This window comes from Rhodococcus sp. RDE2, from assembly GCF_020885655.1.
Lineage (GTDB): Bacteria > Actinomycetota > Actinomycetes > Mycobacteriales > Mycobacteriaceae > Rhodococcus > Rhodococcus pyridinivorans.
On record NZ_AP025186.1, the window covers coordinates 452,879 to 479,610 of the forward strand.

Here is a 26,732-nt window from a genome sequence, read left to right on the forward strand (position 1 = left end):
GACGCCGAAAGGCTCGCTGCCTTAGCTCAGTCGGTAGAGCATTTCACTCGTAATGAAAAGGTCGTCGGTTCGATTCCGACAGGCAGCTCCACGAAGGCCCCTCACCCCGGTGCGGGGCCTTCGACGTTTCTGCGCGCTGTGCGATTCGCGCGGATGATGGAGACATGTTGATGGAACTGTTCTCCTTGGTCCTGATCATCGGCGCTCTCGCCGTGGTTCTGCCCATGGCCGTCCGGGTCTTCCGGGACAAGGACCGTTGACGCGAAGCGACCGCGACTATCGACGCGCACGACGGCGGTCTCGGACACGGCGTCGAAATCCTCGACAACCCGGTCACCGCGCAGCATGCTTCTCTCATGGCTGAGTCGTTGAAGGACCGGGTTCGGGAGAAGATCCTGCGGCAGCGCGCCGAGGACGGGGGCCGGCCGATCGGCGACGCGGAAGGGGACGACCCTCGCCTCATGGATCTCCGCAGCGATCTCGCGATGCTGGAGCAGGCCGAGGAGGACGATCCGATCGTCCAGCATCTCGCTGCCAAGTACTGGGTCCCCTGAACACCCTCACAACGACGCTGCATGAGCCGATAAACCCACTCTGACCTGGCGATTTGGTGTTCTGGGAGATGTTCGCGTAACTTATTCCAGGTCAGAGCGACACGGACACCGACCCGGGCCGAGAGGAACGGGACAACGAGGTTGGACGAAGGCGCCTGCAGATTTCACTGGTTCGAAACCTTCTGGTAAGGTTTGGAGCCGTGCCCGAGAGCCGGAAGGCCCTCGGATGAACAGTCACCCCGGAGTGAACGAACCGGAAGGTTCGGGATCGATGGTGTGTGCGTGTTCTTTGAGAACTCAACAGTGTGCCGATGAATGTCAGTGCCAAATAATATTTGGTGCGACCACTTCACTTTTTGTGGGTGGTTGTTGCTGGACATCGCATTCTTCCGTCTGCGGTGATCCAGTGTTAGAGCTAGTTTGAGTTTTTATGCTAGTGATTTGACTCGATGTCTTTGACTGATTGCCTCGCTTCGGTGGGGAATCTTGAGTCTTCAACGGAGAGTTTGATCCTGGCTCAGGACGAACGCTGGCGGCGTGCTTAACACATGCAAGTCGAACGATGAAGCCCAGCTTGCTGGGTGGATTAGTGGCGAACGGGTGAGTAACACGTGGGTGATCTGCCCTGCACTCTGGGATAAGCCTGGGAAACTGGGTCTAATACCGGATATGACCTCGGGATGCATGTCCTGGGGTGGAAAGTTTTTCGGTGCAGGATGAGCCCGCGGCCTATCAGCTTGTTGGTGGGGTAATGGCCTACCAAGGCGACGACGGGTAGCCGGCCTGAGAGGGCGACCGGCCACACTGGGACTGAGACACGGCCCAGACTCCTACGGGAGGCAGCAGTGGGGAATATTGCACAATGGGCGCAAGCCTGATGCAGCGACGCCGCGTGAGGGATGACGGCCTTCGGGTTGTAAACCTCTTTCAGCAGGGACGAAGCGCAAGTGACGGTACCTGCAGAAGAAGCACCGGCCAACTACGTGCCAGCAGCCGCGGTAATACGTAGGGTGCGAGCGTTGTCCGGAATTACTGGGCGTAAAGAGCTCGTAGGCGGTTTGTCGCGTCGTCTGTGAAATCCCGCAGCTCAACTGCGGGCTTGCAGGCGATACGGGCAGACTCGAGTACTGCAGGGGAGACTGGAATTCCTGGTGTAGCGGTGAAATGCGCAGATATCAGGAGGAACACCGGTGGCGAAGGCGGGTCTCTGGGCAGTAACTGACGCTGAGGAGCGAAAGCGTGGGTAGCGAACAGGATTAGATACCCTGGTAGTCCACGCCGTAAACGGTGGGCGCTAGGTGTGGGTTTCCTTCCACGGGATCCGTGCCGTAGCCAACGCATTAAGCGCCCCGCCTGGGGAGTACGGCCGCAAGGCTAAAACTCAAAGGAATTGACGGGGGCCCGCACAAGCGGCGGAGCATGTGGATTAATTCGATGCAACGCGAAGAACCTTACCTGGGTTTGACATGTACCGGACGACTGCAGAGATGTGGTTTCCCTTGTGGCCGGTAGACAGGTGGTGCATGGCTGTCGTCAGCTCGTGTCGTGAGATGTTGGGTTAAGTCCCGCAACGAGCGCAACCCTTGTCCTGTGTTGCCAGCACGTGATGGTGGGGACTCGCAGGAGACTGCCGGGGTCAACTCGGAGGAAGGTGGGGACGACGTCAAGTCATCATGCCCCTTATGTCCAGGGCTTCACACATGCTACAATGGTCGGTACAGAGGGCTGCGATACCGTGAGGTGGAGCGAATCCCTTAAAGCCGGTCTCAGTTCGGATCGGGGTCTGCAACTCGACCCCGTGAAGTCGGAGTCGCTAGTAATCGCAGATCAGCAACGCTGCGGTGAATACGTTCCCGGGCCTTGTACACACCGCCCGTCACGTCATGAAAGTCGGTAACACCCGAAGCCGGTGGCCTAACCCCTCGTGGGAGGGAGCCGTCGAAGGTGGGATCGGCGATTGGGACGAAGTCGTAACAAGGTAGCCGTACCGGAAGGTGCGGCTGGATCACCTCCTTTCTAAGGAGCATCTGCCCATACACCCCGAATTGTCGGGTGTGGTGTGCGGCCAGAGACCGATTGTCCCCGATCGTGGGACACGGTTGCTCATGGGTGGAACGCTGACAATCGCTTCTCGAACAGGTTTCTTCACCTGAAGAAATCCGGGGAGCTATATCGGTGCACTGTTGGGTCCTGAGAGAACACGCAATGTGTTTGATCAGCGACGATGATCCGCGAAACAAGAACCTCAGGGTTTCTTGCGGTAGGGGTTGTTGTGTGTTGTTTGAGAACTGCACAGTGGACGCGAGCATCTTTGTTGTAAGTGTTTATGAGCGTACGGTGGATGCCTTGGCACCAGGAGCCGATGAAGGACGTGGGAGGCTGCGATATGCCTCGGGGAGCTGTCAACCGAGCTGTGATCCGAGGATTTCCGAATGGGGAAACCCAGCACGAGTGATGTCGTGTTACCCGCACCTGAATATATAGGGTGTGTGGAGGGAACGTGGGGAAGTGAAACATCTCAGTACCCACAGGAAGAGAAAACAACAGTGATTCCGTGAGTAGTGGCGAGCGAAAGCGGATGAGGCTAAACCATGGGTGTGTGATAGCTGGCAGGCGTTGCATCCGTGGGGTTGTGGGGCTTTTCTTCCCGTCACTGTCATGACGGGCGAGAGTAAGAAACCGGTTGGTTAGTCGAAGTGGTCTGGAACGGCCTGTCGTAGAGGGTGAGAATCCCGTAGACGAAAACTTGCCGGCTCTCGTGAGAAGTACCCGAGTAGCACCGGGCCCGTGAAATCCGGTGTGAATCTGTCGGGACCACCCGATAAGCCTGAATACTCCCTGGTGACCGATAGCGGACTAGTACCGTGAGGGAAAGGTGAAAAGTACCCCGGGAGGGGAGTGAAATAGTACCTGAAACCGTGCGCTTACAATCCGTCAGAGCCTTCGAGCAGCTTGCTGCTGGGGGTGATGGCGTGCCTTTTGAAGAATGAGCCTGCGAGTTAGTGGCATGTCGCGAGGTTAACCCGTGTGGGGTAGTCGTAGCGAAAGCGAGTCCGAATAGGGCGCATCTAGTGGCATGTTCTAGACCCGAAGCGGAGTGATCTACCCATGGCCAGGGTGAAGCGATGGTAAGACGTCGTGGAGGCCCGAACCCACTTAGGTTGAAAACTGAGGGGATGAGTTGTGGGTAGGGGTGAAAGGCCAATCAAACTCCGTGATAGCTGGTTCTCCCCGAAATGCATTTAGGTGCAGCGTCGCGTGTTTCTCACCGGAGGTAGAGCTACTGGATGGTCTAGGGGGCCCACAAGCTTACCGAAATCAGCCAAACTCCGAATGCCGGTGAGTGAGAGCGCGGCAGTGAGACTGCGGGGGATAAGCTTCGTAGTCGAGAGGGAAACAGCCCAGATCGCCGGCTAAGGCCCCTAAGCGTGTACTAAGTGGAAAAGGATGTGGGATCGCTGAGACAACCAGGAGGTTGGCTTAGAAGCAGCCACCCTTGAAAGAGTGCGTAATAGCTCACTGGTCAAGTGGTTCTGCGCCGACAATGTAGCGGGGCTCAAGTACACCGCCGAAGCCGCGGCACTCACACAACACCCCGGAAGGGTTACGACTTTTCCGGCAGTGGTGTGGGTGGGTAGGGGAGCGTCGTGCAGCCGTGGAAGCGCCGGAGTGATCCAGGTGTGGAGGCTGCGCGAGTGAGAATGCAGGCATGAGTAGCGAAAGACGAGTGAGAAACTCGTCCGCCGGATGACCAAGGGTTCCTGGGCCAGGTTAATCCGCCCAGGGTGAGTCGGGACCTAAGGCGAGGCCGACAGGCGTAGTCGATGGACAACGGGTTGATATTCCCGTACCCGTGTATCCGCGCCCAATGGCGAATCAGTTGTGCTAACCGTCCAAAAGTCTCCGCTGTTCCTTCGGGAACTGTGGGGATGGCTGCACGGGACCCCGATTGTAGTAGTCAAGCGATGGGGTGACGCAGGAAGGTAGCTGGGCCAGGTGATGGAATACCTGGTGTAAGCCGGTAGGGCGAATGGTAGGCAAATCCGCCATTCATACAGCCTGAGAGGTGATGCGTACCCGTTGAGGGGAATTCAGTGATCCTATGCTGCCGAGAAAAGCCTCTAGTGAGTTGGTACACGGCCCGTACCCCAAACCGACACAGGTGGTCAGGTAGAGAATACCGAGGCGATCGAGAGAACTGTGGTTAAGGAACTCGGCAAAATGCCCCCGTAACTTCGGGAGAAGGGGGACCACGCCCGGTGACGGCCCTTGCGGTCCGAGCTGGGGGTGGTCGCAGAGACCAGAGAGAAGCGACTGTTTACTAAAAACACAGGTCCGTGCGAAGTCGTAAGACGATGTATACGGACTGACGCCTGCCCGGTGCTGGAAGGTTAAGAGGACCGGTTAGCCATTTCGGTGGCGAAGCTGAGAATTTAAGCCCCAGTAAACGGCGGTGGTAACTATAACCATCCTAAGGTAGCGAAATTCCTTGTCGGGTAAGTTCCGACCTGCACGAATGGCGTAACGACTTCTCTGCTGTCTCGACCACAGACTCGGCGAAATTGCATTACGAGTAAAGATGCTCGTTACGCGCGGCAGGACGAAAAGACCCCGGGACCTTCACTATAGCTTGGTATTGGTGTTCGGTTCGGTTTGTGTAGGATAGGTGGGAGACTGTGAAGCGGCCACGCCAGTGGTTGTGGAGTCGTTGTTGAAATACCACTCTGATCGTATTGGACCTCTAACCTCGGACCATGATCTGGTTCAGGGACAGTGCCTGGTGGGTAGTTTAACTGGGGCGGTTGCCTCCCAAAATGTAACGGAGGCGCCCAAAGGTTCCCTCAGCCTGGTTGGCAATCAGGTGTCGAGTGCAAGTGCACAAGGGAGCTTGACTGTGAGACTGACAGGTCGAGCAGGGACGAAAGTCGGGACTAGTGATCCGGCACCGGCATGTGGAAGCGGTGTCGCTCAACGGATAAAAGGTACCCCGGGGATAACAGGCTGATCTTCCCCAAGAGTCCATATCGACGGGATGGTTTGGCACCTCGATGTCGGCTCGTCGCATCCTGGGGCTGGAGTAGGTCCCAAGGGTTGGGCTGTTCGCCCATTAAAGCGGCACGCGAGCTGGGTTTAGAACGTCGTGAGACAGTTCGGTCTCTATCCGCCGCGCGCGTTAGAAACTTGAGGAAGGCTGTCCCTAGTACGAGAGGACCGGGACGGACGAACCTCTGGTGTGCCAGTTGTCCCGCCAGGGGCATGGCTGGTTGGCTACGTTCGGAAGGGATAACCGCTGAAAGCATCTAAGCGGGAAGCCTGTTCCAAGATGAGGTTTCTCACCCCCTCGAGGGGGTAAGGCCCCCGGCAGACCACCGGGTTGATAGGCCGGAACTGGAAGCCCAGCAATGGGTGGAGGTGACCGGTACTAATAGGCCGAGGACTTACCACGAAGATGTTACGCGTCCACTGTGCGGTATCTGAAACAACACACACATCAGATATCGAAGCCCGACACGGGTTTTCGATACTCCTGATGCGTAAATGTTTCATAGAGTTACGGCGGCCATAGCGACAGGGAAACGCCCGGTCCCATTCCGAACCCGGAAGCTAAGCCTGTCTGCGCCGATGGTACTGCACTCGACAGGGTGTGGGAGAGTAGGACACCGCCGAACACCCGTTACCGAAGACCCCCAACATTGTTGGGGGTCTTCGGCTTTGAGGAGGGGACCCGCTTTCGCGGGTCCCCTTTTCTCGTATGCGGACATCCGTCCGACCTATGCTCGGAGTTGTGGGACGGATCGAGCCGGCGACAAGTGTCCTGACTTGCACAGATTTAGTGCCCCGCTCCGATCACCGAGTCGGTAGACCCAGCGCGGTGAGGATGCGGACCGCGTCCGGGTCGAGGGGGTCGGTAGCGGTGTGGGGGTAGCCGGCGATGGTGATGGTGATTTCCTGGAGCGGACGCAGGGTCCGGACCAGGGAACGAAGCGAAGTCCCGGTCTCGGCCTGCAGGTAGCGGGCGATCGCGAGTGCGGTGAAGACGACCGTGAGGTGGGCTTCGATCGCGTCGCGGGTGTGGTGGAACATCGGCCGTGCCCGCAGGTCGGTTTTCGACATGCGAAACGACTGCTCGACATGCCAGAGGTCGTGGTACTTGCCGATCACCTCGCCCGGCTCCATGAGTGTGACCGGGATGTTGGTCACGTATCCCTTCAGGCCGATGAGTGATCGGGCCCGCTCGATGCTCGCCTCATCGACGGTGCGGCCACTGGTAGTGGTCTTGACGAACCGGGTCGATTTCGGTGCCTTGCCACCATCGACGACCGCCCGTGCGCGGGCTTCCTGAGCGTTGAGCGTTTGGTTGTCGCGGACAGCACGGCGTTTCGAGTACTGCCAGACCGCCCGCCACGAGGTGGGATGCCGAACCGGATCCCAGATCGGTTCGGCGCGTCTTTTCGCCGTGTTGACTACGCTGCGGGCGTGGCGGGGCGTGACGGTGTCGATGATCTGCCCATCGACGAAAACGTCTCCATTCCAATGAAAATGGTTGGCCAGATCCGCCGGGGCCTTGGTGACCCGAGACCCGACGATGAACTTCAGGCCGACGCCGTCGAGATCTGCGAGGTTACCGGCGGAGAGCATGCCGGCGTCGGCGGCGACGACCATCTCGACTCCGGCGATGTCGTGTCGGGCCTGGAACTGGCGGATGATGGGCACGATTGTGTGGGTTTCGGCCTTGTTACCTTCGAAGCAGCCGATCTCCAGTGGGAAACCGGTCCGGTCCACGAGCAGGCCGACGACGATCTGCGGGTCGACCCGGCGTTCTTTCGAGTACCCGACCTTGCGGAGATCGTCTTCTTTCTCCGCCTCGAAATACAGGGTGGTCACGTCGTAGAGCACCAGGGACAGACCCCCGGTCGCCGCGGCATGCTCGAAACATCGCGTCGCGACCCGATCCCGGTAATCACTTGTGGCACATCGTTTCAATGCACTCGCGTAGGTGTTGCGGTGAACCGGGGTCAGGCCGATCTCGCCGACCACCCTGGCCGTGTCACTCATCGAGGTCGGCTCCACGATCCGGGCAAGGACCAACTGGAAGAAAGCCTCGTCGTCAATGACGTCGAACCCGAGCCGGTACCAGGCGGTCTCGACCGCCTCGACCAGCCAGCGCGAACGCTTCGCGGTGATCAGCGACGGTCCCTTCCCGGAGTTGCCGGGCACATCCAGTCCCAGGTCGAGTTCTTCCTGGCCGGCGTGGAGCTTGCCGCGGGCGAGCTGCATCAACGCGGCCAACTCGCTGTCGGTGTGGGCCGAACCGACATGCTCGACGATCGTCCGGCGACCGCCCTGCTTGACCGCGATCTGCACCGCCGTCGCCCCCGACGCGGTCCGAACCTTGCGAATGTACGCCGCCACCCGCCAGATCCTACCGACCGTTTAGTGCCCCAAATCGACAACCCGCGATCCCGCTACCAGCGGAAACGCTCGGAGAACCCGGGAATCCTCCTCAACTTGTGCAAGTCAGGTCGGATCCCCCTCCGGATTCCCATCCCCCGCGACCGGTGCCCATCCCAGATGTACGCCGAGTCGAGCGCACAACTCGAACAGGTGCTGATCGACAACCAGGCACGTTCGGAGGGTGTCGTGGTGGAGTCGGGCATGAGGTACGCGACGACGACGAAGGTCGAGGTCCTGTTGTTCGTCGACCAGAGCGTCACGAACACCCTCGTCCCCGAACCGCGACTCGACCGCAGCCGTGTGGTCATGACGATGGAACTCGTCGACGGCCGGTGGCTCGCGTCGCAGGTGGATCTGCCCTGAGCCGGCGTCGCGTCAGGCTGTCGGTGCCGGAGGGAGCTCTCGTGTGCTCAACCACGCCTCCCACAGCGGCCGGAGCGAGACGTCCGAGAAACGCGCGGCGAGATCCTTGAACTGTGCCGTCGTCACGTTGCCGTGCCGGTGTTCCGCGGTCCACGTCCGCAGGAGGGTGAAGAACGGCTCGTCGCCGAGTTGCGTGTGCAGGGCGTGCAGGGTCAGTGCCCCGCGCTTGTAGATTCGGTCGTCGAACATGTCCTTCGGGCCCGGATCCTCGAGCAGGATGTCCTGCGGCTTGCGGGCCAGTCCCCGGTGGGCGTCGAGTGCGTGCGCGTGCGCCGACCTGCCACCCGAGTTCTCCGACCACAACCATTCCGCGTAGCACGCGAATCCTTCGTGGAGCCAGATGTCGCACCAGCGGTTCAACGTGAGGCTGTTGCCGAACCACTGGTGCGCCAATTCGTGTGCGACGAGCCGTTCCTCGCGGCCGGTGCCGTCACAGAAGTTCGCGCCGAAGATCGACAATCCCTGCGCCTCGAGGGGGATCTCGAGGTCGTCGTCGGTCACCAGAGCGGTGTAGTGCGCGAACGGATACGGGCCGAACAGGCGCGTGAACAACTCGAGCATCTCGGTCTGGCGAGCGAAGTCCCGATCGAACTCCGCGCGCAGGCGAGGCGGGTGGATGCCGTATTGCGGTACGGGTTCCGTTGCGAGGGTGCGTATCTCGTAGTGGCCGGTCTGGACCGTGGCGAGATAGGTCGCCATCGGTTCGGGTTGCTCGTACACCCGGGTGGTGCGGCTCGCCTTCGTGGTCTTGTGCACGAGCGTGCCGTTCGCGATCGCGACGAACGGAGCGTCGGTGGTGACGGCGATACGGTAGGTGGCCTTCGAACCGGGATGGTCGTCGCAGGGGAACCAGGTGGGTGCGCCGTTGGGCTGGCTCGCGACGAGCGACCCCTCGTCGAGTTCCTCCCAGCCGACCTCACCCCACATCGTGCGCAGCGGGGCGGGCGTGCCCGAGTACTGCACACCGAAGACGAGGACCGCCCCGGCGGGGAGTTTCTCGGCGGGGGTGACGGTGAGCTTGCCACCGCGATGCGCGAACTTGGCGGGACGTCGCCCGTTGACGGTCACCTTCGCGACCCGCATCGACTGCGCGAGATCGAGTGAGTACTTGGCGCGCACGTCCGTCGTCGTGGCGATGATCTTCGCTCGGCCGTCGAGCCGGTTGGACACGACCTTGTAGGTGAGTTCGAGTTCGTAGCGGGAGACCCGGTAGCCGCGGTTCCCGCTCTCGGGCAGATAGGGGTCGAGCGGGCGGTCGGCGGCGACCGGCGCGACGGGCTTGGCGGCCTTGATGGGCTTCACCGCGGCGACCAGTCGTTCGGTGTGGTCCACGGCGTGATCGGATTGCCCTGCCAGCGAGTGGACGGCGGGACGACGTCGCCGCGCATCACCAGTGAGGCGGGGCCGACGGTGGCACCGTCGCCGATGCCCGAGGCGGGCAACGCGACGCATTGGGGGCCGAGCGTGGCGCCGGCGCCGAGGGTCACGGTGTCCATGGACATGATCCGATCATGGAACAGGTGGGTCTGTACAACGCAACCGCGTTCGACGGTCGCACCGTCGCCCAGCGACACCAGGTCGGCCTCGGGCAACCAGTAGCTCTCGCACCACACACCGCGGCCGATCCGCGACCCCAGCGCGCGCAGCCACAGGTTCATCACGGCGGTGCCCGCCGCGGCCCGGGCGAACCACGGTGCCGCCACGGTTTCGACGAAGGTGTCGGAGACCTCGTTGCGCCACACGAACGAACTCCACAGCGGATGCTCGACGCGGCCGATCCGACCGACGACGAGCCATTTCGCGATCACGGTCACGAGGCACGCCACGGCTCCGGCCACCATGAGCACGAGACCGCCCAGCAGCGCAGCGGCGAGATAACCCAGGTGCGCGGCGAGGGTGTTGAGGGCGAAGAGCACACCGAGCCCGATGCCGTAGGTGACGACCATGGGCACGAGCCGGAAGGTCTCCACCGCGCCCCGTGCGATCTTCAGTTTCAGCGGCGGTTCGAAGGTGCGACTCGCGTCGCTGTCGCCGCTCGCGCGCCGCAGGCGCACCGGGGGACTGCCCAGCCACGACGAACCGGACTTCGCCTTCTCCGGGGCGGCGGAGAGCACCGCGACGAGTCCGTGCTTCGGGACCCGCCGACCCGGCGCCGCCATGCCCGAGTTGCCGAGGAAGGCACGCTTGCCGACCTTCGCATGCGAGATGTACAGCCACCCGCCGCCGAGTTCGTAGGAGGCGACCATCGTGTCGTCGGCGAGGAACGCTCCGTCGGCGACCTTCGTGAACTTGGGAACCATCAGCACGGTCGACGCCTCGACGTCCTTGCCGATGTCGGCGCCGAGCAACCGGAGCCAGATCGGGGTGAGCATCGACGCGTAGAGCGGGAACAGGAAGGTGCGCGAGGAGTCCATGAGGCGCTCGGTGAACCACACCTGCCAGCCCACGCGGCTGCGCACGGGATGCCAGCCCTCCGTCATCCCGACGGCGAGCAACCGCACCGCCGTCAGGGTGAGCAGGGCGAAGACGAACATCGTCAGCAGCGCCGCGACGGGCAGCATCGCCAGCGAGTGCACCACGGCATCGGAGACGGTGGGGGTGTCGTGCACCCACCACACGAGAAGCGCGACCCCGGCGGCGATCGAGACGACGGGCAGGCCGCCGAGCAGGATCGACGACAGGGCGTAGACCGGCACCCACCTGCTGCCCCGCGGCGGTGTCGCGGCGGGCCACGGCCGGTCGGCCTTGCCGGCCTTGCGGGCGGGGGAGCCGGACCAGTTCTGCCCGGCCTTCACGCGGCCGAACACCGCGGATCCGGCCTCCACTTCGGCGTTCTTGCCGATCCGTGCGCCGGGGGCCAGGAACGATCGGGCGCCCACCGTGGCGCCGGCACCGATCCGGATGCTTCCGATGTGGACGACGTCGCCGTCCACCCAGTAGCCGCCGAGGTCCACCTCCGGCTCGACGGCACACCCGTCGCCGAGTTCGAGGAGACCGGTGACGGGCGGAAGACTGTGCAGGTCGACGTCGCGGCCCACCTTCGCTCCGAGCGCCCGCGCGTACTGCCGCATCCAGGGAGCGCTCGAGATGTTCACGGCGCCCACGGCCTCGGACAGTCGCAGGGCCGTCCACAGCCGGAGGTGGACGCTCCCACCGCGGGGGTAGCTTCCGGGCTTCATGCCGCGCAGCAGCAGACGTGAACCCGCGACGGAGATCGCCATGCGCCCGACGGGCGTGAGGAACAGCAGGACACCGAGCGTGACCCACCACCACGACAGGGTGACGGTCCACGGCACGTCCACGACGAGCGCGACGAGGTTGTTCAGGATCGCCAGCCAGGTCACCCACTGCAGTCCGGTGAGGGTGGTGACGACGGCGGTCACCGCGATCTGACCGAGCTGCGCGAGTCGCGGCACCGGGGTCACCTCGCGCGGGGTCGCCGCTTCCGTCGGCGCGAGTTCGTCGAGATAGACGGCGAGCGATCCGAGCCTCGGGTGGTCGTACAGTTCCGCGACCGTCATCTCCGGATACCGGCTCCGCAGCGCCGTGACGAGTTGCGCCGCCGCGAGGGAACCACCGCCGAGTTCGAAGAAGTCGTCGTCGACGCCCTCGATCCGGGCGCCGAGGATGTCGGTCCACAGTTCGGCGACCCATTCGGCGGTGGGATCGAGACCGAGTGCTTCCACCGAGTCGGCATCGGCGCCCGGCAACGGCCACGGCAGAGCGTTGCGGTCGACCTTGCCGGACGTGCGGGTGGGGAGTTCGTCGACGAGCGCGAGGCGCGGGACGAGCGCGGCGGGGAGCTGTTCGGACAGCAGGTCGTGGGCCGAGGCGATGTCGAAGTCCGGATCGGTGGAGGCGATGTATCCCACGAGGATCGAATGCCCCGCGGCCGTCCTGCGGACCGCGCACGCACCGCCTGCCACGCCGGGCAGGTTCTGCAGTGCGTTGTCGACCTCGCCGAGCTCGATGCGGCGGCCACCGATCTTGACCTGGTCGTCGGCGCGCCCCTGGAACAGCAGGCCGGCGCGGTCGAGCGTCACGAGATCACCGCTGCGGTAGGCGCGGTCCCAGCCCAGAGTGGGCATGGGAGCGTACTTCTCGGCGTCCTTCGCCGAATCGAGGTAGCGAGCGAGACCGACACCGCCGATGACGAGTTCACCGGACGCGCCCTCCTCGACGGGGTTGCCGTCGGCGTCCACGACGGCGAGATCCCATCCGTCGAGGGGCAGGCCGATGCGGACCGGTCCGGTGCCGTCCATCAGCGACGCGCAGGCCACGACCGTCGCCTCGGTGGGGCCGTAGGTGTTCCACACCTCGCGTCCCGGAACGGCGAGACGTTCGACGAGATCGGGTGGGCAGGCCTCGCCGCCGAAGATGAGCAGACGCACCGCTTCGAGGGCTTCGGCCGGCCACATCGCCGCGAGGGTGGGCACCGTGGAGACGACGTTGATGTTGCGGGAGACGAGCCACGGCCCGAGGTCCATGCCGGAGCGGACGAGCGCGCGGGGCGCCGGAACCAGGCAGGCGCCGTGCCGCCACGCGAGCCACATCTCCTCGCACGAGGCGTCGAACGCCACGGACAGTCCGGCCAGGACGCGGTCGCCGGGGCCGAGCGGCGCCCCCTGGCAGAACATCCGCGCTTCCGCGTCGACGAAGGCCGCCGCGTTGCGGTGGGTGACGGCGACACCCTTCGGTGTTCCGGTCGAACCGGAGGTGAAGATGATCCACGCGTCGTCGTCGACGTTCGGGCCCCGCACGGCCGGGGTGCCCGACGGCGGTGCCGTGCCCGGTCCGATGCCCTCGTCGGTGACGATGGCGGTGACCTGCGCTTCCGAGAACACGAGTTCGGCCCGCTCGTCGGGATCGTCGGCGTCGACGGGGACGTACGCGGCGCCTGCGGCGAGAATGGAGAGAATCGTCACATACAGGTCGCTGCGCCCGGAGGTCATGCGCACCCCGACCCGGTCGCCGGCCCCGACGCCGGCGTCGTTCAGCGCGTACGCACCGGCGATCACCGCCTCGACCAGTTCGGCGTATTCGAGGACCGTCGAGCCGTCGTCGATCGCGGGGGCGTCGGGATGTGCTTCGGCGGTGCTCCGCAGCAGGTCGACGAGGGTGCGGGCGGGTGGGGCGTGCGACGCGCGGAGGAACTCGTCCGGGATGGGGGACCGGCCGACGGGGGTCGAGGATATGGCTGGCAACTCCGCGGGTCCTTCTGCTCGATGGATCTTCCGGTTATCTCACGTCCGGGTGGACGACAGGTGAACGTTCGGCGCGCAGAACGCGTGTCGTCCTCGTGCGGAGCCGGGCGACACGGGGCGGTGCGGGGTTGACACGGCACGGTCGTCCTGCCATTCTCTTCGCCAGGTCATGAGTACCAGCGTCAAGCCCCGGCTAGCTGGTCGGCAACCCTCCAACCGCGGTGGGGTGCTCCGGGTGACGACCGGGCCGTGAATCCACTACCGGACACGGCAAGCGCGGACTCCGTCGGCGACGAGAATTCTCCGTCGTAGGCGTCACCGGCGGGTCCCCGAGTACACGAGGGATTTGTCATGACTGCTGTAGCCACCGCCACCTGCGTCGCTCCGTTCGCCACCGTTTCCGGCTGTGACGTGCAGGTTCCGCTCGTCCAGGGTGGTACCTGCACCTACGCGAACTTCGACTACGCGGCGAGCGCACCGGCGCTGTCCGCCGTCACCGACCGCATCACCGAGCTGCTGCCCTTCTACGCGAGCGTGCACCGCGGCGCCGGCTACGCCTCGCGGATCAGCACCACCGCCTACGAGGACGCCCGCACCTCCGTGTCGCGCTTCGTCGGCGCGGCCGACGACCAGGTCGTCGTCTTCACGCGCAACACCACCGATTCGCTGAACCTGCTCGCGAGCGCGGTGCCCGGCGATGTCGTGGTGCTCGACATCGAGCACCACGCGAATCTGCTGCCCTGGAAGAACTCTCGCATCGTCGAGGCCGCAGACACTGTGTCGGAGACGGTGTGGCGCCTCGCGGTCGAACTCCAGCGCGCCCCCGCGGCCCTGCTCGCCGTCACCGGTGCTTCCAACGTCACCGGTGAGGTCCTGCCGATCGCCGAACTCGCCGAGCTCGCACACGCTTCCGGTGCCCGGATCCTCGTCGACGGTGCGCAGCTCGTGCCCCACCGCCGTGTCGATCTCGCCGAGCTCGGCGTGGACTACCTCGCCTTCTCCGGCCACAAGCTGTACGCGCCGTTCGGTGCGGGAGCGCTCGTCGGCCGCCGCGACTGGCTCGACGCCGCCGAGCCGTATCTCGCCGGTGGCGGCGCGGTGCGCGAGGTGCGCCTCGATCACACCGAATGGGCCTGCGCCCCTGCGCGTCACGAGGCCGGCACCCCCAACGTGCTCGGTGTCGCTGCTCTTGCCGCCGCGTGCGATGCGCTCGCCGGTTTCGACTCCGACGCGGTGACCCGTCACGAGGAGGCCCTGTGCGCCCAGCTCGTCGACGGTCTGCAGACCATCGACGGTGTGGAAGTGCTTCGGCTGTGGAACGATTCGGCCGACAGCGTGGGGATCGTCACCTTCACGGTCGACGGCTACGAGCCCGGCCACGTCGCCTCCTATCTGTCCGCCGAGCACGGCATCGGCGTCCGTGACGGACGTTTCTGCGCCCACCCGCTGCTCGCACGGGTCGGTCGCGCCGGCGGAGCCGTCCGGGCGTCGCTCGGACTCGGCAGCTCGTCCGACGACGTCGAGCGGCTCCTCGGAGCGCTCCGGTCGCTGGTCGAGAACGGACCGACGTGGGTGCACGCGAAGACCGACGGTGTGTGGAACCCCTCGCCGGAGACGCGCCCCGGTCTCGGAGCGACCGACGGCGACGCATCTCCGTGCGTCTAGCGGTCGACAATTCCCCATAGGATCAGTAGGGTAATTCGCATGGAACGGACGAGGACGATCGCCGCGGCACGCTGGTGCCGTCGCCATGTCGACCTCTGCCGTACGGCATCGGGAATCTGTCCGGACTGAAGGTCTTCTCCCTCACAGTCTTCCGGCTCACAGGCCGATCCCTCCGTGCCGCTCCGCGGCCCGTACCGAGAGGCATCCCATGTCCGTCGCATCCACCGTCACCCCTGTATCCGCAGATCCGGCCACCGCAGACCCGGCCGTCGTCGAGTCCGCCGCGATCCGGCCGTTGCGTGTCGCCGTCGAACTCACCGGTCACTCCGGGCCCGACTACTGGGCCGACCTGACCCTGGGACGTGCCGGCGACCCGCCGCTCGACCTCAGCGCCGATGTATCCAACGTCGTGCGGGTGCGTGCCGCCGACCTGCGTGAGGCCGGGAAACTGCGCGACCGCATCCGTGCGGAGGCCGCCGAGGAGGGCCGCGATCCCGATTCGGTCACGGTGCTCGTCGACGTCGAGGTCATCCTCGCGTCCGATGCCCGCACCGCGCGCACTCGGCGTACCCGTCCGGAATCCACTCGCGGGGAGGCCGCCACGCTGTCCTACGTCGGAACGCCCCACGGTCTCGCCGGGCTGATCGCCGACATCCACGCCGTGCAGGTCGCCGACGGCGTCACGCTGATCCCGCTCGCCGCGCCGTTCACCGTCGAGCATCTCGTCGACGGAACGCTGCCGTGGCTGGAGTCGCGCGGCCTCATCGAGGTCTCACCGACCGTCGTCGAGGTCCTGCGCCGGTTCGGTGAAGGTGCCCAGGCATCCGTGCGCGCTTCCTGACATATATCCGTATCACGAAGGAGGGGCAGGAGTTTCGACTCCTGCCCCTCCTTCGCATGCGTTCACGCCGTGCGGCGGTCGAGTGCTTCGACGACGTGCATGCGCGGATCGGGATCGAACCGGTAGCCCGACCCGCGGACAGTGGTGATGATGTTGCCGAAACGTCCCAGCTTGGAACGGATCCGGGAGACATGGACGTCGACACTGCGGTTGCCCCGGTCGGTGTCGAAGTCGTCGTTCTCGGAATAGCCGGCGCCGAGCGGCCTCAGTGCCGCGCGGGACACCACGACGCGGGGCCGGCGAACCAGGTGCGCAAGAATCTCGAATTCGCTGTGACTCAACTCGACCCGCTGATTGTCGAGCACCAGCCCGCGGGCCGGCAGATCGATCACCAGAGGGGTCGGGCCGGGGCTGAGGAGGGTGTGGGTGCGCGCACCCGGGAGCAGATCGAGCGCGGTCTCCCGCAGGGCGTCGGCGAGGGCGGCGAGGTCGCCCGCCGACCCGGCGTTCGTGTCCGAGATCTGCACGATGAGAACGAGTTCGGGTGCATCGACCGAGCTGCCGGGCGGGTTCTCGATGGAGGACGTGGTCATGGAAGGGCTCCGCTGGTCGGAAGGTGAACGGCGCCGGACAGGCGACTACCCGCAGTAGTGCGGCGCCGGGAAAGAGGAAGGGATGGTGCGGATCTCAGAACGCACAGAGGCACGAGCGGGTACGGCACAGGTCGACATGCCTGCGGCTCCACGCTCGGACTGTCACGACGGAGAGTGTACCCGGGTGGAGATGCCGGCGGTACCGGTAGGTGGGCGGTCTCAGTCGACGTCGACGTCGATCGCCGCGGTGATGCGCATGAGCTCCGAATAGACGGTCCGGAACAGTGTGTTCGGGCATCCGCCCGACGCCCACAGATCCGGGTAGTGCTGCAGCGCACGGTCGATGTAGGTGGGCAGGTTCGTGGGATGACCGAGTGGTGCGACGCCACCGAGCGGCTGGCCGGTGACCTCCGTGACCAGATCGGGGGAGGCCGGCACGAGCTCGCCGCCGAGCCGCTCGCCGGTCCGTTCGACCGACACGCGGTGCGCGCCGGACACCAGCAGCAGGATCGGGTCGTCGTCGAGCAGGAAGACGAGCGACTTCACGATCGCGCCCACCTCCACACCCACCGCGGCGGCGGCCTGCTCGGCGGTGTGCACGGTCTCCGGCTGCTGGACGATCAGACCGTGATGGCCGCGGGCGATGAGCGTGTCCGAGACGCGGTGGGCATTCGGATGCAGCGACCTGGTCATGGATCAAGAGTAGGAAAATCGCCGCGCTATGGGCGCGGTTCCGAGGACGCATCGTCGTCGTGTCGTGGGGTGCGGTCGGTGCGAAACGAAGATCCACAAGTTACTCTTCAGTAATGTCCGATCACTCGCCCTGGAAAGCGTTCACCGTCGAACGCAAGGATCACGTCGCACAGGTCACGCTCATCGGCCCCGGCAAGGGCAACGCCATGGGTCCCGACTTCTGGGCGGAACTGCCCGTCCTCTTCGGTGAGCTCGACGCCGACCCCGAGGTCCGCGCCGTCGTCCTCGCCGGTTCCGGCCGGAACTTCTCCTACGGCCTCGACCTCGTCGCCATGGGCGGCAGCCTCGGCGCCGTCGTCTCCGGCAAGGCGCTCGCGAAGCCGCGCACGGACTTCCACACGCTGATCAAGAGCATGCAGGCGGCCATCACGGCCGTCGCCGACTGCCGCAAGCCGGTCGTCGCCGCGGTCCAGGGCTGGTGCATCGGCGGAGCGGTCGACCTCATCTCCGCCGCCGACATCCGCTACGCGAGCGCCGATGCGAAGTTCAGCGTCCGCGAGGTCAAGGTCGGAATGGTCGCCGATGTCGGCACCCTCGCCCGGCTCCCGCTCATCATCGGCGACGGTCACGTCCGCGAGCTCGCGCTCACGGGCAAGGACATCGACGCCGCCCGCGCCGAGAAGATCGGTCTCGTCAACGACGTCCACGCCGACGCCGACGCGGTGCTGGCCGCGGCCCACGCGACCGCCGCGGAGATCGCCGCCAACCCGCCGCTCGTCGTCCAGGGCATCAAGAACGTCCTCGACCACACGCGCTCGCCGCAGGTCGACGACAGCCTCCGCTACGTCGCGGCGTGGAACGCGGCGTTCCTGCCGTCGGAGGACCTCACCGAGGCGATCACCGCCGTCTTCGAGAAGCGCCCGCCGCAGTTCAAGGGCGAGTAGGCCCGCATACGACGGATCCCCCGGACGATCGCATCGTCCGGGGGATCCGTATTTGCAGGCTCTGTGTCAGTGCCCGCCGTTGTTCTTCAGGCGCTCGACCGACGCGGTCACCTCGGCCTCGGCCTCGGCGAGACCGACCCAGTCGGCGGCCTCGACGTGCTTGCCCGGCTCGAGGTCCTTGTAGTGCACGAAGAAGTGCTTGATGGCGTCGAGTTCGAACTGCGAGACGTCGCTGATGTCCTGGACGTGATCCCACCGCGGGTCGCCGGCCGGGACGGCCAGGATCTTGTCGTCGCCACCGGCCTCGTCGACCATCTTGAACATGCCGACGGGGCGGGCCTCGACGATCACGCCGGGGAAGACCGACTCGGGCAGCAGGACCATGCAGTCGAGCGGATCGCCGTCCTCACCGAGGGTGTTCTCGATGTAGCCGTAATCGGCCGGGTAGCCGAACGAGGTGTACAGGTAACGATCGAGCTTGACGCGTCCGGTCTCGTGATCGACCTCGTACTTGTTCCGCTGTCCCTTGGGGATCTCGATGGTGACCTCGAACTCCACGCCTTGCCTCACTTCGTCGGTGTTTTTCCGGCGGATACGACATCCGTATCTGCGGTGATGGTCCGCAGAGAGGATAACGGTCGCGGCGCTAGGCTGGAGGTGCAGGTACCGGGGCCCCGAGTGCGTCACAGCAGTATGCGGCCGGCAGCGGGAAGTGCGGGTAGCTGGTCGACCAGTGTGTGCAGGATGCAGCGGAGGCGTGTTGACGGGGCAGGGCGGCAACAAGAAGCAGGGTTCACTGGCAACCAGGCGACGACGGAACATGAAGATCCTCTTCGGGATCTGGGGAGCGGGTTTCCTCGCTCTCGTCGTCGGCGGGGCCTTCGCGATCTACGACGTGCGGGCGTCCGCCGGCGCGGTCGTGCTCCCCGCACCGGCACCGGTGATCGCGACCCCCGCGGTCGCCGCGGTCTCGCCCGACGCTCCGACGCCCGACCCGACCTCGCTGGCGGCGGCACTCGATCCGGTTGTGAACAATCCCGGCCTCGGTGACTTCGCCGGGTCGATCACCGACCCCACGACCGGCACTGTGCTGTGGTCGAAGGACGCCGATCGCGCGCTGATCCCGGCCTCCACGACGAAGATCCTCACCGCCGCGGCCGCCATGCTCGTGCTGCCCTCCGACCATCGGATCACCACGCGCGTCGTCGAGGGTTCGAAGCCGGGGGAGATCGTCCTCATCGCCGGCGGCGACCCCACCCTCTCGGCGATGCCGCCCGGACAGGAGAGCTTCTACCCGGGCGGCCCTCGCATCGCCGACCTCGCCGAACAGATCCGGCGCAGCGGCGCGACGGTCGAGACCGTCCTCGTCGACACGAGCCTGTACAGCGGAGATCCGCTCGCCCCGGGCTGGTTCCCGCAGGACGTCGGCGACGGCTACGTCGCGCCCATCGAACCCGTGATGCTCGACGGCGGCCGGTTGCGGCCGCTCGAGGACGAATCGCCCCGCAGCGCGACGCCCGCTCTGGACGCCGGTCGTGCACTGGCGACGGCGCTCGGTGCCGACCCGGCGCGGGTCGCGCCCGGGTCGGCCTCGCCGGGCGCGGCGCCCATGGCATCGGTGCAGTCGGCGCCGCTCACCGTCCGCCTCGGCCAGATGCTGCGCCGATCCGACAACGTCCTCGCGGAGACCGTCGGACGGGAGGTCGCGGTCGCGACCGGCAACGAGCACTCGTTCGAGGGCACGACGAAGGCTGTGACCGGTACCCTGCAGCAAGCGGGTCTGGACGTCACCGGAGTGACGTTGCGCGACGTCAGCGGGCTCTCGGTCGAGAACCGGATCCCCGCTCGCACGCTCGATCGCGTGATCTCGGAGGCGGCCGGACCGAACAGGACGGAGCTGCGGCCCATGCTCGACTATCTTCCCGTCGCCGGAGCGACCGGCACGCTCGCCGATCGCTACGGCACCACGACCCGTGCCGGCGCCGGATGGGTGCGGGCGAAGACCGGCACGCTGACCGAGGTCAACGGACTCACCGGATACGTCGTCGACTCCGACGGCCGCGTGCTGTCGTTCGCGTTGCTCTCCAACGGCAGGTCCCCGAGCGAGGCCCGGCCCGCCCTCGACGCCGTGGCGTCGGTACTCCGCGAGTGCGGTTGCCGATGACCGGCAAGGAGCGGGCACTCGGCGACGCGATCGACTGGTCGTTCGCGGCCGGGGTCGGCGTGCGCCTCACCCGCTCCGAGCCCGCGATGTCGCGGTACACCCGCGACGCGGTGCAGGACGAGTTGTTCTCGGCCGCCGCGCGCGCCGAGGGACCGGTGCGCGAGCACACGCGTCTCGACGACGGAACCGAGCCGCCGCCCGCGCAGGTCGTCGACCGGCCGGGCTGGGTGTGTGCGGCCGCGGCGTCGATGGCCGACCTCACCGCGACCTCGGGCGAGGATCCGGCCGGCTCCTCCCGCCGCTGGGTGGGTAAACCGGCGGGTGCGCAGGCCGGCGCCATGCTCGCCTACCTGTCGTCCGCGGTGCTCGGCCAGTACGACCCGTTCTCCCGTTCGCTGCTGCTCGTCGCGCCCAACGTCGTCGCGGTCGAACGCGCGCTGAAGGTGCCGCCCGCCGACTTCCGGCTGTGGGTGTGCCTGCACGAGGTGACCCACCGCGTGCAGTTCGCGCAGGCACCGTGGATGGCCGAGCTGATGCGCGAGGCCGCCGCCGACCTCGCCACCGCGGTCGAGGAACCGATGGGCGACGTCGCGACCCGCGTGGTGTCGGCGGTGAAGGACCTGCGCACTCCCGGCGACAAGCCGATGTCGGAGCGCGGCATGCTCGGAGTCGTACGGGCGCTGCAGGCACAATCGCAGCGCGAGTCGTTCGACCGGATCCTCGCCCTCGGAACACTCCTCGAAGGGCACGCCGATCACGTGATGGACGGTGTCGGCCCCGCCGTGGTCCCGTCGGTCGCGCGGATCCGGCGGGCGTTCGACAACCGGCGGCACCGCAACAGCAGCCCGGTGCATCGCCTCATCCGGCTCGTCCTCGGCATGGACGCCAAGATGGCCCAGTACGTGCACGGCAAGAAGTTCGTCGACGCCGTCGTCGCGAAGGTCGGCATGGACGACTTCAACGCGGTGTGGTCCGGTCCGGACGCCCTGCCCACCCTGACGGAGATCGACCATCCCGACGCGTGGATCGCGCGGGTGCTGAGCTGATCGTGGCTTCACCGTCGACCGATCGTCCGCTGCTGCCCGAGGCCCCGGCGATCCACGAGGTGCGCCTCGCCGTGCGGGCCTGGCTGGGCGCGCACCCGGCCGACGCGGTGACCGTCGCGTTGTCGGGCGGGGCCGATTCCGCCGCCCTGACCGCCGCCGCCGTCGCGGAGACCGAGGCGGTGCACGCCGTCGTCGTCGATCATCGCCTCCAGTCCGGTTCCGAGGTCGTCGCCGCGCGGGCCGCGGAGTTCGCCCGGGCCCGCGGCTGCGCGACCGTCACGGTGGTCGGTGTGGACGTCACCGGTGGGGGAGGCCTCGAGGCCGCCGCGCGCGCGGCCCGCTACCGGGCTCTCGACGAGAACCGCGACGGACGGCCCGTGCTGCTCGGGCACACCCTCGACGACCAGGCCGAGACGGTGCTGCTCGGTCTCGGCCGCGGCTCGGGTCTGCGTTCGATCCGGGGGATGGCACCCTTCGACCCGCCGTGGGGCCGTCCGCTGCTCGGCGTGCGCCGCGACACGACCCGCCGGGCGTGCGACGAACTCGGCTACCGCCCGTACGAGGATCCGCACAACACCGACGACCGGTTCACGCGCGTGCGTCTGCGCCGCGAGGTACTGCCGCTGCTCGAGGACGTGCTCGGTGGGGGCGTCGCCGAAGCCCTCGCACGCACGGCCGGGCAACTGCAGGACGACGGCCACGCCCTCGATGTCTGGGCCGGCGACCTGCTCGCGACAGCGCGGCGCGAGGACGACCTGCTCGACACCGACACGCTCGCGGCGGCTCCCGCCGCGGTGCGACGCAGAGCCCTCCGATCGTGGCTGATCGATCACACCGTCACGCCGAACGAGACGATGCTGCGGGCGGTCGACGACCTGGTAGTGGCGTGGCGCGGACAGGGGCCGGTCGCGGTCGGGCGGGGCCCGCGGACGGGGACGAGGTTGGTGGTGTCGCGTCGGCGTGGCACGCTTGCCGTGGAGTACGTCGACCGGGCGAAGGTCCGGGCGACCGGCAGCAGAAGGTAGGGAAGGACCCCGGTGTACGAGAACGACATAGCGTCGGTGCTGATCTCCGAAGAGCAGATCAAGGAGCGGACCGCAGAGCTGGCGCAGTCGATCGCCGAGCGTTACCCGGTGGGTGCGCCGGAAGGCGATCTGCTGCTCATCGGGGTGCTCAAGGGCGCCATCTTCTTCATGACCGACTTCGCGCGCGCTCTGCCGATCCCGACGCAGATGGAGTTCATGGCCGTCAGCTCGTACGGGTCGTCGACGTCGTCCTCGGGTGTCGTGCGCATCCTCAAGGACCTCGACAAGGACATCGCCGGCCGCCACGTCCTCATCGTCGAGGACATCATCGACTCGGGTCTGACGCTGTCGTGGCTGCTCAAGAACCTCTCGACGCGCAACCCCGCGTCGCTCGAGGTCGTCACGCTGCTGCGCAAGCCGGAGGCCGTGAAGATCGACGTCGAGGTCAAGGACGTCGGATTCGACATCCCGGACGAGTTCGTCGTCGGCTACGGACTCGACTACGACGAGCGCTACCGCGACCTGCCCTACATCGGCACGCTGGATCCCAAGGTCTACAGCAGCTGACCTCCGGGCGAGCCGGGTCGTGAGGTCCCCCGGCCCGGGGAACTCCGGTTCCGTCCCGATCGTTGTCGATTACGACGTCTTCCCGGTGTCGGCTCCGGCCGGTGCCGGGGCGACCGCTCGTTGCTACGCGGTAACCTTGCGTTGCCTGGTCAGTGACCGTCGCGGCATGCGGCCACCCCGGGCGCGAAGCGCCGCGACTGCGAGACCCCGACGAACTCGATCGAAAGGACCGGCCGCTCGGGCCGAACCTGTATGAACCGCAAGACAGTGTTCCGTAATCTGGCGATCGTCGCCGGCATTCTGCTGGTGATCTACGCCTTCAGTTACTTCGGCGACGACACGCGCGGTTTCACCCAGGTGGACACGTCCGTCGCGGTGTCCCAACTCGAATCGCAGAACGTCAGCGAAGCCCGCATCGACGACCGCGAGCAGCAGGTCCGGTTGTGGCTCGAGAACGGCAACGACGCGACCGAGGGCAGCACCGAGATCATCGCGAAGTACCCCGCGTCGGCCTCCGAGCAGATCTTCGACCTCGTCGCCGCGTCGGGCGCGCAGAAGTACGACACGAGCGTCACCCAGGAGAGCTGGCTGACGTCGATCCTCCTGTTCGTCCTGCCGATGATCATCCTGCTCGGCGTGTTCTTCTTCGTGATGAGCCGCATGCAGGGCGGTGGTCGCGGCGGCATGATGGGCTTCGGCAAGTCGAAGGCCAAGCAGCTGTCGAAGGACATGCCCAAGACGACCTTCGCCGATGTCGCCGGCGCCAACGAGGCCGTCGAGGAGCTCTACGAGATCAAGGACTTCCTGCAGAACCCGGCGCGCTACCAGGCGCTCGGCGCGAAGATCCCCAAGGGCGTGCTGCTCTACGGCCCGCCCGGCACCGGTAAGACCCTCCTCGCACGTGCCGTCGCCGGCGAAGCGGGCGTCCCGTTCTTCACGATCTCCGGTTCGGACTTCGTCGAGATGTTCGTCGGTGTCGGCGCCTCCCGCGTGCGCGACCTGTTCGAGCAGGCCAAGCAGAACGCCCCCTGCATCATCTTCGTCGACGAGATCGACGCGGTCGGCCGCCAGCGCGGCGCCGGCCTCGGCGGTGGTCACGACGAGCGCGAGCAGACCCTCAACCAGCTGCTCGTCGAGATGGACGGCTTCGGCGACCGCTCCGGCATCATCGTGATGGCCGCGACGAACCGTCCCGACATCCTCGACCCGGCGCTGCTGCGTCCCGGCCGTTTCGACCGTCAGATCCCGGTCACGAACCCCGACCTCGCCGGTCGCCGGGCGATCCTCGCCGTGCACTCGAAGGGCAAGCCGATCGATCCCAACGCGGATCTCGGTGCGCTCGCCAAGCGCACGGTGGGCATGTCCGGCGCCGACCTCGCGAACGTCGTCAACGAGGCCGCCCTGCTCACCGCCCGTGAGAACGGCACGGTGATCACCGAGACGATCCTCGAGGAATCGGTCGACCGCGTCATCGGCGGTCCCCGCCGCAAGAGCCGCATCATCAGCGAGCACGAGAAGAAGATCACGGCCTACCACGAGGGTGGTCACACCCTCGCCGCGTGGGCGATGCCCGACATCGAGCCGGTGTACAAGGTCACCATCCTCGCCCGCGGCCGCACCGGTGGTCACGCGATGACGGTGCCCGAGGACGACAAGGGCCTGATGACGCGTTCGGAGATGATCGCGCGCCTCGTCATGGCGATGGGTGGTCGTGCCGCAGAGGAGCTCGTCTTCCGCGAGCCCACCACCGGCGCCTCGTCCGACATCGACCAGGCCACGAAGATCGCGCGCGCGATGGTCACCGAGTACGGCATGAGCGCGAGGCTCGGCGCCGTCCGCTACGGCCAGGAGCAGGGCGATCCCTTCCTCGGCCGGTCGATGGGCGTGCAGTCCGACTACTCGCACGAGGTGGCACGCGAGATCGACGAAGAGGTCCGCAACCTCATCGAGGCCGCGCACACCGAGGCGTGGGCGATCCTCAACGAGTACCGCGACGCCCTCGACGTGCTGGCAGGCGAGCTGCTCGAGCACGAGACGCTGACCCGCAAGGACCTCGACAGGATCCTGGCCGACGTGAAGAAGCGTCCGCGGATCACGACCTTCAACGATTTCGGTGACCGGGTCCCGTCCGACAAGCCGCCGATCAAGACGCCCGCCGAGCTCGCGGCCGAGCGCGGCGAGCCGTGGCCGCCGGAACCGCCGTCGCTGACGAAGCCGGCACATCAGCACCCGCAGTATCCGGGTCAGGGTGAGGTGCCCGCTCCCGCCGGTTATCAGCCCGGCGCACAGCCGCAGTACCAGCCGGCGAACGGCTACCCCCAGCCCCAGACGCAGGCACAGCCCCACACACAGGCACAGCCCCAGCCGCAGTCGCAGCCGGTCCCGGCCTCCGAGCCGCTTCCGGGCTTCCAGCCGGCGGCTCCGTACCCCGGTGGTCCGCGGCACGCGACGCGGCCCGACTACGGCGCTCCCGCCGGATGGTCGGCTCCCGGCTGGCCGCCGCGCGAGCAGACCCCGCAGGAACAGCAGGGTCACGGGCAGCAGGGCTCGGGACAACCGCAGGGTTACGGGTATCCGCAGGGCCAGAACCCCCAGGGCTACGGACAGCCCGGCTACGGACAGCCTCAGGAAACGCAGAGTTTCGGGCGTCCGCAGGAGTCGCAGGACGCCGACCGTCCGTCGGACTCCGGCGACAACGGTGCGGGAGATGCGCACCGCGGTGACAACCACGTGGGAGACTCGCAACCGCGCGATGGTTACGGCGCTCCCGAGCCCCCTCCCACACAGCGGTGGGAAGGCCCGGCCGGCCGGCACTGATCCGTGTCGGTGAGTCGGTACCGGGCGCACATCGGGACCGTCGGTTCCGATGGAGACGAGTGAGCGAAGAGTGGAGGGCGAGCGGGTGTCGGTGAACCACCTGAAGTCGGATACGGGTTCCGACCCGGAGGATGTGACGACCCACGAGTTGAGCGTGGACGCGGGACGCACGTTCGATCAGGCCCGAGCCGAAGCGGCCGTGCGCGAACTGCTGATCGCAGTGGGTGAGGATCCGGACCGCGAGGGCCTGCGCGACACCCCCGCCCGGGTGGCCCGTGCCTACCGTGAGGTGTTCGGGGGACTGTTCACGGACCCGGACGAGGTCCTCGACACGACCTTCGACGAAGGCCATCAGGAACTCGTCCTCGTGCGCGACATCCCGATGTACTCGACGTGCGAGCACCACCTCGTGTCGTTCCACGGGGTCGCCCACGTCGGATACATCCCGGGCCCGACGGGCCGCGTGACGGGTCTGTCGAAGCTGGCGCGTGTCGTCGACCTCTACGCCAAGCGTCCGCAGGTCCAGGAGCGCCTCACCAGCCAGATCGCCGATGCCATGATGCGCAAGCTGCAGCCGCGCGGCGTGATCGTCGTGGTCGAGGCCGAGCACCTGTGCATGGCGATGCGTGGCATCCGCAAGCCCGGCGCCAGCACCACCACCTCCGCCGTGCGCGGGTTGTTCCAGACCAGTTCGGCGTCGCGTGCCGAGGCCCTGGACCTGATCCTGCGCCGGTGACCGTC

At 66.4% G+C, this 26,732-nt stretch carries 18 protein-coding genes, 1 tRNA gene, 3 rRNA genes and 1 riboswitch; of the genes, 15 read left to right on the forward strand and 7 right to left on the reverse strand.

The features are described 5' to 3' along the window. Nucleotides 1-15: 15 nt before the first annotated feature. Nucleotides 16-91: transfer RNA gene (locus tag LPH33_RS02100), tRNA-Thr, on the forward strand. Nucleotides 92-101: 10 nt separating this feature from the next. Here the strand turns inward: LPH33_RS02100 and LPH33_RS02105 are convergent. Further along, nucleotides 102-347 carry a hypothetical protein gene (locus LPH33_RS02105; protein WP_172414997.1) on the reverse strand — a complete coding sequence of 82 codons (246 nt, stop codon included), beginning with the start codon at nucleotides 345-347 and terminating at the stop codon, nucleotides 102-104. Between the two features lie 9 nt (nucleotides 348-356). Between LPH33_RS02105 and LPH33_RS02110 the strand changes: the two genes are divergently transcribed. From LPH33_RS02110 to rrf, 4 genes are all read left to right on the forward strand, one after another. Continuing rightward, the gene (locus tag LPH33_RS02110) at nucleotides 357-554 is read left to right on the forward strand and encodes a hypothetical protein (RefSeq protein WP_016693258.1); all 198 of its coding nucleotides are present in this window, start codon (nucleotides 357-359) and stop codon (nucleotides 552-554) included. Nucleotides 555-1,048: 494 nt separating this feature from the next. Continuing rightward, nucleotides 1,049-2,570, forward strand: a 16S ribosomal RNA gene (locus LPH33_RS02115). A 298-nt stretch (nucleotides 2,571-2,868) separates the two neighbouring features. Further along, nucleotides 2,869-6,000, forward strand: a 23S ribosomal RNA gene (locus LPH33_RS02120). A gap of 106 nt (nucleotides 6,001-6,106) precedes the next feature. Beyond that, nucleotides 6,107-6,223, forward strand: a 5S ribosomal RNA gene (gene rrf, locus LPH33_RS02125). The 16S, 23S and 5S rRNA genes sit together here, the layout of an rRNA operon. Before the next feature lie 178 nt (nucleotides 6,224-6,401). On the opposite strand, the gene LPH33_RS02130 is transcribed toward rrf, so the two are convergent. Then, complete coding sequence (locus tag LPH33_RS02130; protein ID WP_229566897.1) at nucleotides 6,402-7,967, reverse strand: IS1634 family transposase; 1,566 nt, start codon at nucleotides 7,965-7,967, stop codon at nucleotides 6,402-6,404. Between the two features lie 159 nt (nucleotides 7,968-8,126). Here LPH33_RS02130 and LPH33_RS02135 point away from each other — a divergent pair, with 159 nt between their 5' ends. Next, nucleotides 8,127-8,372: a hypothetical protein gene (locus LPH33_RS02135; protein WP_088899779.1), complete on the forward strand. Its 246-nt coding sequence runs from the start codon at nucleotides 8,127-8,129 to the stop codon at nucleotides 8,370-8,372. Nucleotides 8,373-8,384: 12 nt separating this feature from the next. Here LPH33_RS02135 and LPH33_RS02140 read toward each other — a convergent pair whose 3' ends face one another. Then, complete coding sequence (locus LPH33_RS02140; RefSeq protein ID WP_229566898.1) at nucleotides 8,385-9,764, reverse strand: M1 family metallopeptidase; 1,380 nt, start codon at nucleotides 9,762-9,764, stop codon at nucleotides 8,385-8,387. Next, a complete protein-coding gene (locus LPH33_RS02145; RefSeq protein ID WP_145692868.1) occupies nucleotides 9,731-13,636 on the reverse strand; it encodes a Pls/PosA family non-ribosomal peptide synthetase in 3,906 nt (1,301 codons plus the stop codon). The genes LPH33_RS02140 and LPH33_RS02145 overlap by 34 nt, the downstream gene beginning before the upstream one ends. A 165-nt stretch (nucleotides 13,637-13,801) precedes the next feature. Further along, a riboswitch (SAM riboswitch) is annotated at nucleotides 13,802-13,919 on the forward strand. Between the two features lie 68 nt (nucleotides 13,920-13,987). On the opposite strand from LPH33_RS02145, the gene LPH33_RS02150 reads away from it, so the two are divergent. Both LPH33_RS02150 and LPH33_RS02155 read left to right on the forward strand, forming a co-directional pair. Further along, complete coding sequence (locus LPH33_RS02150) at nucleotides 13,988-15,301, forward strand: aminotransferase class V-fold PLP-dependent enzyme (protein WP_088899071.1); 1,314 nt, start codon at nucleotides 13,988-13,990, stop codon at nucleotides 15,299-15,301. 208 nt (nucleotides 15,302-15,509) lie between these two features. Then, the gene (locus tag LPH33_RS02155; protein ID WP_229566900.1) at nucleotides 15,510-16,142 is read left to right on the forward strand and encodes a hypothetical protein; all 633 of its coding nucleotides are present in this window, start codon (nucleotides 15,510-15,512) and stop codon (nucleotides 16,140-16,142) included. Between the two features lie 62 nt (nucleotides 16,143-16,204). Here LPH33_RS02155 and LPH33_RS02160 read toward each other — a convergent pair whose 3' ends face one another. After that, nucleotides 16,205-16,735 carry a winged helix-turn-helix domain-containing protein gene (locus LPH33_RS02160; RefSeq protein WP_088899069.1) on the reverse strand — a complete coding sequence of 177 codons (531 nt, stop codon included), beginning with the start codon at nucleotides 16,733-16,735 and terminating at the stop codon, nucleotides 16,205-16,207. A gap of 219 nt (nucleotides 16,736-16,954) precedes the next feature. Beyond that, entirely contained in the window at nucleotides 16,955-17,428 is a 474-nt protein-coding gene (locus LPH33_RS02165) for a YbaK/EbsC family protein (protein ID WP_088899068.1), read from the reverse strand. Nucleotides 17,429-17,541: 113 nt separating this feature from the next. On the opposite strand from LPH33_RS02165, the gene LPH33_RS02170 reads away from it, so the two are divergent. Next, a complete protein-coding gene (locus tag LPH33_RS02170; RefSeq protein WP_088899067.1) occupies nucleotides 17,542-18,372 on the forward strand; it encodes a crotonase/enoyl-CoA hydratase family protein in 831 nt (276 codons plus the stop codon). A 66-nt stretch (nucleotides 18,373-18,438) separates the two neighbouring features. On the opposite strand, the gene LPH33_RS02175 is transcribed toward LPH33_RS02170, so the two are convergent. Then, nucleotides 18,439-18,930, reverse strand: a complete 492-nt coding sequence (locus LPH33_RS02175) for an inorganic diphosphatase (protein WP_229566901.1) — start codon at nucleotides 18,928-18,930, stop codon at nucleotides 18,439-18,441. A 262-nt stretch (nucleotides 18,931-19,192) separates the two neighbouring features. On the opposite strand from LPH33_RS02175, the gene dacB reads away from it, so the two are divergent. From dacB to folE, 6 genes are all read left to right on the forward strand, one after another. Further along, nucleotides 19,193-20,536: a D-alanyl-D-alanine carboxypeptidase/D-alanyl-D-alanine-endopeptidase gene (gene dacB / locus LPH33_RS02180; protein ID WP_016692979.1), complete on the forward strand. Its 1,344-nt coding sequence runs from the start codon at nucleotides 19,193-19,195 to the stop codon at nucleotides 20,534-20,536. Further along, nucleotides 20,533-21,582 (forward strand): zinc-dependent metalloprotease, encoded by a 1,050-nt coding sequence (locus LPH33_RS02185; protein ID WP_172415018.1) that lies wholly within the window; start codon nucleotides 20,533-20,535, stop codon nucleotides 21,580-21,582. Before dacB ends, LPH33_RS02185 begins: the two co-directional genes overlap by 4 nt. Then, nucleotides 21,558-22,607, forward strand: a complete 1,050-nt coding sequence (tilS, locus tag LPH33_RS02190; RefSeq protein ID WP_088899065.1) for a tRNA lysidine(34) synthetase TilS — start codon at nucleotides 21,558-21,560, stop codon at nucleotides 22,605-22,607. Before LPH33_RS02185 ends, tilS begins: the two co-directional genes overlap by 25 nt. 12 nt (nucleotides 22,608-22,619) lie before the next feature. Continuing rightward, the gene (hpt, locus tag LPH33_RS02195; protein ID WP_016692982.1) at nucleotides 22,620-23,174 is read left to right on the forward strand and encodes a hypoxanthine phosphoribosyltransferase; all 555 of its coding nucleotides are present in this window, start codon (nucleotides 22,620-22,622) and stop codon (nucleotides 23,172-23,174) included. A 252-nt stretch (nucleotides 23,175-23,426) separates the two neighbouring features. Then, on the forward strand, nucleotides 23,427-25,991 hold the full coding sequence (gene ftsH, locus LPH33_RS02200) for an ATP-dependent zinc metalloprotease FtsH (RefSeq protein ID WP_088899064.1): 2,565 nt from the start codon (nucleotides 23,427-23,429) through the stop codon (nucleotides 25,989-25,991). A 49-nt stretch (nucleotides 25,992-26,040) separates the two neighbouring features. Beyond that, entirely contained in the window at nucleotides 26,041-26,727 is a 687-nt protein-coding gene (gene folE, locus LPH33_RS02205; RefSeq protein ID WP_202400287.1) for a GTP cyclohydrolase I FolE, read from the forward strand. Nucleotides 26,728-26,732: the final 5 nt, after the last annotated feature.

Coding starts and splice junctions, on each gene's coding strand:
- ftsH (WP_088899064.1), top strand. CDS start 23,427: ATGAACCGCAAGACAGTGTTCCGTAATCTGGCGATCGTCGCCGGCATT.
- dacB (WP_016692979.1), top strand. CDS start 19,193: ATGAAGATCCTCTTCGGGATCTGGGGAGCGGGTTTCCTCGCTCTCGTC.
- LPH33_RS02135 (WP_088899779.1), top strand. CDS start 8,127: ATGTACGCCGAGTCGAGCGCACAACTCGAACAGGTGCTGATCGACAAC.
- folE (WP_202400287.1), top strand. CDS start 26,041: ATGGAGACGAGTGAGCGAAGAGTGGAGGGCGAGCGGGTGTCGGTGAAC.
- LPH33_RS02165 (WP_088899068.1), bottom strand. CDS start 17,428: ATGACCAGGTCGCTGCATCCGAATGCCCACCGCGTCTCGGACACGCTC.
- LPH33_RS02170 (WP_088899067.1), top strand. CDS start 17,542: ATGTCCGATCACTCGCCCTGGAAAGCGTTCACCGTCGAACGCAAGGAT.
- LPH33_RS02105 (WP_172414997.1), bottom strand. CDS start 347: ATGCTGCGCGGTGACCGGGTTGTCGAGGATTTCGACGCCGTGTCCGAG.
- LPH33_RS02185 (WP_172415018.1), top strand. CDS start 20,533: ATGACCGGCAAGGAGCGGGCACTCGGCGACGCGATCGACTGGTCGTTC.
- LPH33_RS02155 (WP_229566900.1), top strand. CDS start 15,510: ATGTCCGTCGCATCCACCGTCACCCCTGTATCCGCAGATCCGGCCACC.
- LPH33_RS02150 (WP_088899071.1), top strand. CDS start 13,988: ATGACTGCTGTAGCCACCGCCACCTGCGTCGCTCCGTTCGCCACCGTT.
- LPH33_RS02160 (WP_088899069.1), bottom strand. CDS start 16,735: ATGACCACGTCCTCCATCGAGAACCCGCCCGGCAGCTCGGTCGATGCA.
- LPH33_RS02110 (WP_016693258.1), top strand. CDS start 357: ATGGCTGAGTCGTTGAAGGACCGGGTTCGGGAGAAGATCCTGCGGCAG.